The organism is Microcystis sp. M_QC_C_20170808_M3Col (genome assembly GCF_007095505.1).
In the GTDB taxonomy this organism is placed as follows: Bacteria; Cyanobacteriota; Cyanobacteriia; order Cyanobacteriales; family Microcystaceae; genus Microcystis.
The window spans coordinates 1-4,735 of sequence record NZ_SFBY01000418.1; the positions used below are offsets into that span (position 1 = coordinate 1).

At 50.3% G+C, this 4,735-nt stretch carries 4 protein-coding genes; 3 read left to right on the plus strand and 1 reads right to left on the minus strand.

The features are described from left to right. Positions 1 to 115: 115 nt before the first annotated feature. Positions 116 to 1,354, minus strand: a complete 1,239-nt coding sequence (locus tag EWV84_RS19210) for a sulfonate ABC transporter substrate-binding protein (RefSeq protein ID WP_287079387.1) — start codon at positions 1,352 to 1,354, stop codon at positions 116 to 118. 216 nt (positions 1,355 to 1,570) lie between these two features. Between EWV84_RS19210 and EWV84_RS19215 the strand changes: the two genes are divergently transcribed. From EWV84_RS19215 to EWV84_RS19225, 3 genes are all read left to right on the plus strand, one after another. Further along, positions 1,571 to 2,245 (plus strand): cadmium resistance transporter, encoded by a 675-nt coding sequence (locus EWV84_RS19215; RefSeq protein ID WP_287079388.1) that lies wholly within the window; start codon positions 1,571 to 1,573, stop codon positions 2,243 to 2,245. 118 nt (positions 2,246 to 2,363) lie between these two features. Then, complete coding sequence (locus tag EWV84_RS19220; protein ID WP_287079391.1) at positions 2,364 to 3,443, plus strand: sulfate ABC transporter substrate-binding protein; 1,080 nt, start codon at positions 2,364 to 2,366, stop codon at positions 3,441 to 3,443. A 40-nt stretch (positions 3,444 to 3,483) separates the two neighbouring features. Beyond that, positions 3,484 to 4,479, plus strand: a complete 996-nt coding sequence (locus tag EWV84_RS19225; protein ID WP_287079392.1) for a PstS family phosphate ABC transporter substrate-binding protein — start codon at positions 3,484 to 3,486, stop codon at positions 4,477 to 4,479. The last annotated feature ends 256 nt before the right edge of the window (positions 4,480 to 4,735 follow it).

The following is a 4,735-nucleotide window of genomic DNA, read 5'->3' on the forward strand; positions in this document are numbered from 1 at the left end:
GGGATAGAGAGGTGCGTAGTTCACCCAAGGAGAATCAATCTCTCGAAGTAAAAGTGAAGGGAATTTCTGAAATGGAATTCAGTCTGTCTATATTTGACTATACTTTTACTAACTATTAATATGTCCAATTTTGTTTCGTCTGTAGGGTGTAGGTTCCGTCGCGCACATTGACCCGATGGGGGATCAGTTTCAGGTCTCGGAAGATATTAGCTTGGTGTTGTAGGGCCGCCAGAGAGCGATCATCGATCGGGATAATGGCACGTTCAGAGGCCCGTTGTTCGAGATTAGTGACGATCACCGGGTCGATCTCGTGGTGAGCTGCCAAGCGTCTCGTCGCCTCTAACTCCTGTTGTTTCGCCCAAGCACCCGCCTCGTTCACCTCTTCTAAAATCACTTTCAGTACATCGGGATAATCGCGTACCAATTCGGGAACCGCATAATAATAGGTCGGCACTTCTAGAGAGGCGTTTTCCCCAAAGATGCTCTCTAGATCGGCCACCGATCTTCCTGGATAGGTGCGCGTCTCGGTGGGCGAGTAGGGAACCCACACCACCCAAGCGTCGATCTCACCGCGACGAAAAAGCACCAGTGCTTCCGGTTGAGTCGCATACACCGGTTCGATATCGCTTAATTCGAGATTCACTCTCATCAGTGCGCGGATGAGGACGTAATGGGCGCTCGAACCCCGATCGAAGGCGATTCTTTTGCCTTTTAAATCCGCCAAGGTCTGTATTGGCGAATCCTCTGGTACGAGAATCGCCTGACCTTTCGGGGCGGTATATTTTTCCTTGGCTACCCGGACGAAGACGTGTTCCGCCGCTTGGGAGAAAATACTCGCCGTACCGCCACCACCGCAGAATTCGATCGTTCCGTTGCTCAAAGCCTCGATCAGAGAGGAAGCGGCCAGAAAACTCGTCCACGTTACCGTCACCCCAAAGGGTTTTAAGCGTCTTTCGAGAAAGGCCTGGGCGCGGAGAACTTCCAGATTGGTCATGCCTTCGGGATAGCCGATCTTGAGGGTTCCTAGCCGCCGCGCTTGTTTGGCGAGGGGAGTGATATCGGAGGGGGTCGAGTGCTTGAACCAGCGATCGATCGCGATACAGAAGAGAATTCCAGCGATAAATAATCCCACGGTTTCCAATAGTCGGGGAGTCGTATTCCGGGGGAATTTAAAGCTATCGACGAGGTTCAGAATCGGGTTATCCGATCGAGAATTTTGACCGACGGCGATCGTGTCGGAAAATCCAGCCAGGAGAAAGCTCCCGACCAGGCTGGTCAAAAAAAGCATCGCGGGAAGAACTGCCCGCCAATTTCGCCACGGTTTCCAGAGACACTTGATCGAACGGTGGAGCATGGGATTTCTCGCAGAAAACAAGATTTATTATCGGGAAAGGGGACAAGAGAGAAGAGTTTCCCAACTCCCTCGCCATAGCTGCCATTAGTTTTATTTACATACTATAAAAATCCACGACTCCTCGATTGTGTAACAAAGTACATTTATAAATGTATTCAAAATGATATAGTTTCAAAAAGAAATTGCGCCCGCATTTGAGAGATCGAGGTGGTATGGATGGATTGGTTGATCGAAATCGTCAAAATCGCGGTGGCCACCGGCATAGCCACCACCTTCGACGACAATATTTATCTAACCGGCTTCTTTAGCGAGGTAAATCGTACCTTTCGCCCGGTTCACGTTGTCGTCGGCGAGCTACTCGGGTTTACGGCCTTAGTATCGGTTAGCTTGGTCGGTTTTCTACTCGGCTTAATCATCCCGCCGATTTATATCGGTCTTCTCGGAATCCTGCCGATCCTCATCGGTGTGAGAAATTTACTGACGTTAAATCGCGATAACGAGAGGGAAACCGCAGATCGCAAGGTGAATTTGCGAAGAAACGCCCAATTTCACGGGTTCGCCTCGCGAAGACTATCCCTCGGTCAAGTCCTCAGCGATCGCCAAACCTATAAAGTTTCCGCGGTCACGATATCCAATGGCGGCAATAATCTCGGTATCTACATTCCCCTATTCGCCAATAGTACCGTGGCGCAGTTAGCCGTAATCATCCCGATCTGCTATTTAATCGTTTGTACTTGGTTATTTCTCTCCTATAATCTAACCCGCCAACCGGGGATCGCGGTTGTCCTCAGCCGTTATGCGAGTAAGCTTTTCCCCTTTGTGCTGATGTGGTTGGGGCTACGGATTATTCTCGATAACGGCTCCTATCGCCTGTTGATTCCCATCGGCTAAATTAGGCCCCTGTAAAAATCGACAATCTCTGGCTCGCACGGGAGTCAGAATTGAGAAAGAGAGAATAGACCGCGATAATCGAGAACTCCTTTAGATCAACCTTATAGGGAAAATCCCGATGAATGTATCACTGTTATCAATTCGATCGCTATTTCGTCGCTTCCATTCGCTATCGCGGCGGGGATTTGTATCCTTCTTGGTATTAGGATTGCTGGGTGCGCTCGCGCTCGCTTCCTGTACGTCAGGGGGGATCGCCTCGAAACCAGAGGTGAAATTAAATCTCGTTTCCTTTTCGGTCACGAAAGCCGCTCACGACCAGATTATCCCGAAATTCGTCGATAAATGGCAAAAAGAGCATAACCAAAAAGTCATTTTCCAGCGGAGTTACGGCGGTTCCCTGGCCCAGGCCGATGACGTGATTGCGGGGAAACAAGAGGCGGACGTGGTACATCTAGCCCTACCTCTAGACGTGACGCGCATCGCCGACGCGGGGTTAGTTCATCGCAGTTGGGAAGATCGGGTTCCGAGAAGGGGAGTGGTGAGTCGATCGGTTGCAGCGATCGTCACACGGGCGGGAAATCCGAAAAAGATTCAATCTTGGGCGGATCTGGCTAGAGAGGACGTTACGGTTCTATCCGCCGATCCGAAAACTTCCGGGATCGCTATTTGGCAGTTATTAGCCCTCTGGGGTTCGGTGACGCAAACGGGGGGCGAACCGGAACAGGCATTGGATTTTGTCCGCCAAGTCTATGAAAAGATTCCCACCCTAGCCAGGGACGCGCGGGAAGCCAGCAATGCCTTTTTCCAAGAAGGAAAGGGGGATGTTTTAGTCACCTACGAAAACGAGGTAATTCTAGCGGCCAGAAATCGACCCGACACCAGTTACTTCGTCCCTCCGGTCAATATCTCGATCGATAATCCCGTTGCGGTGGTGGATAGAAATGTCGATAAACACGGCACGCGAGAGGTGGCCGAGGCCTTTGTCAATTTCCTCTATTCCGAGCCGGCACAACCGGAATTGGCCAAATTAGGCTATCGATCGGTCAATCCCTTTATCAAGATCGCCACCGAAGCAAAATTACCTCCCGTGGAAACCCTGTTTAGCTCCCAAGATTTAGGGGGTTGGCCTTTGATCCGTAACGATTTTTTAGCGAAGGGAGCTATTTTCGACCAAATCAGAGCGAATTCTCCCACCTAAAAGCCATCACCGATATTGTTATCAATCTCTCTTCAAGTCTATGAAACAATTCCGTCTTTTTTATCTAATTCCCCTCTTACTGATAGGCCACTGGATGACCGGTTGCGCCGACAGAGCGGAAAGCGGGGAACAACAAGTCAGCGTGGACGGGGGGGCCGTGGGCTTCGCCCTAGCGCTCGCCGTTGCCGAAGAATATCAAAAAGTCGCTCCCAACGCCCGAGTCGGGGTGGCCTTTAGCGGTACAGGTGGGGGATTTACCCGGCTCTGTAACGGTAGCATCGATATTGGGGTCGCTTCCCGTGTCATCCGGGAATCGGAATCGAAAGCCTGTGAGAGGGCGGGAATCGAGTACATCGAGCTACCCATGGCGCTGGACGGTCTGGCGTTGGTAGCGAACAAAAACAATAAGTTTCTCAAGTGCCTAACTCGAAAAGAGTTAAAGACACTCTGGGAGGCAGAAGCCGAAAGGAAAATCGTTACTTGGGATCAAGTTAATCCTAAATTTCCCAAAGAGAGAATTCTGTTATTCGCACCTCCTGTGGACGCGGGAACGACCGATTATTTCACCCAATCGATCACCAAGAGAAGAGGGAATATTCGGAGCGATTATACGCCCAGCTTTAACCAAAATACTCTGATTCAGGGAGTCATCGGCAATGCCAACGGATTCGCCTTCGCGGGGATCGCTTTCGTAATGCAAAATCAAGACAAGGTAAACGTGGTCGGGCTAGAAAATCTGGAGGGCAAAGAGTGTGTTAAGCCCATTCCTTTGGAGAACGTCAAGCGCAATACCTATAGTCCCCTCACTCGCCCCCTCTTCATTTACGTTAGCAAGAAGGCACTGGATAGCAAACCTTCGGTTGAACGTTTCGTGCGTTTCTTTGTGGATAATTCCTGGAAATACGTGGACAGTGTAGGCTATGTGTCGTTACCCGATCTCGCCTACGTGAAAACTCGGGAACGATTCGAGAAACGACAAACGGGATCGACCTTTATAAATGCCAAGCCAGGTGAACCGATTATCAACTTTTTCTAAGGAGGAAATAGTAAACTCTTGACATCCTCGCCGCCCTAAAAGTGCGGCGATTCCTAAACCTCACGATTTAAGTTTCTGCTTCCACCACCGTCGCATACCACAGTTAAAAAACCATGTACTGTCTTACACAGAGTCCGCAGACTTTCGCCCCATTTCAGAAGCCCGATTCCGTGTGTCCCACGGTACGTTGACCGCCTATAGCTTCTTGTACTTGTTGCGCGCGACTTTTTACCCGGCCAAGCTTTTCTGGTCGGAA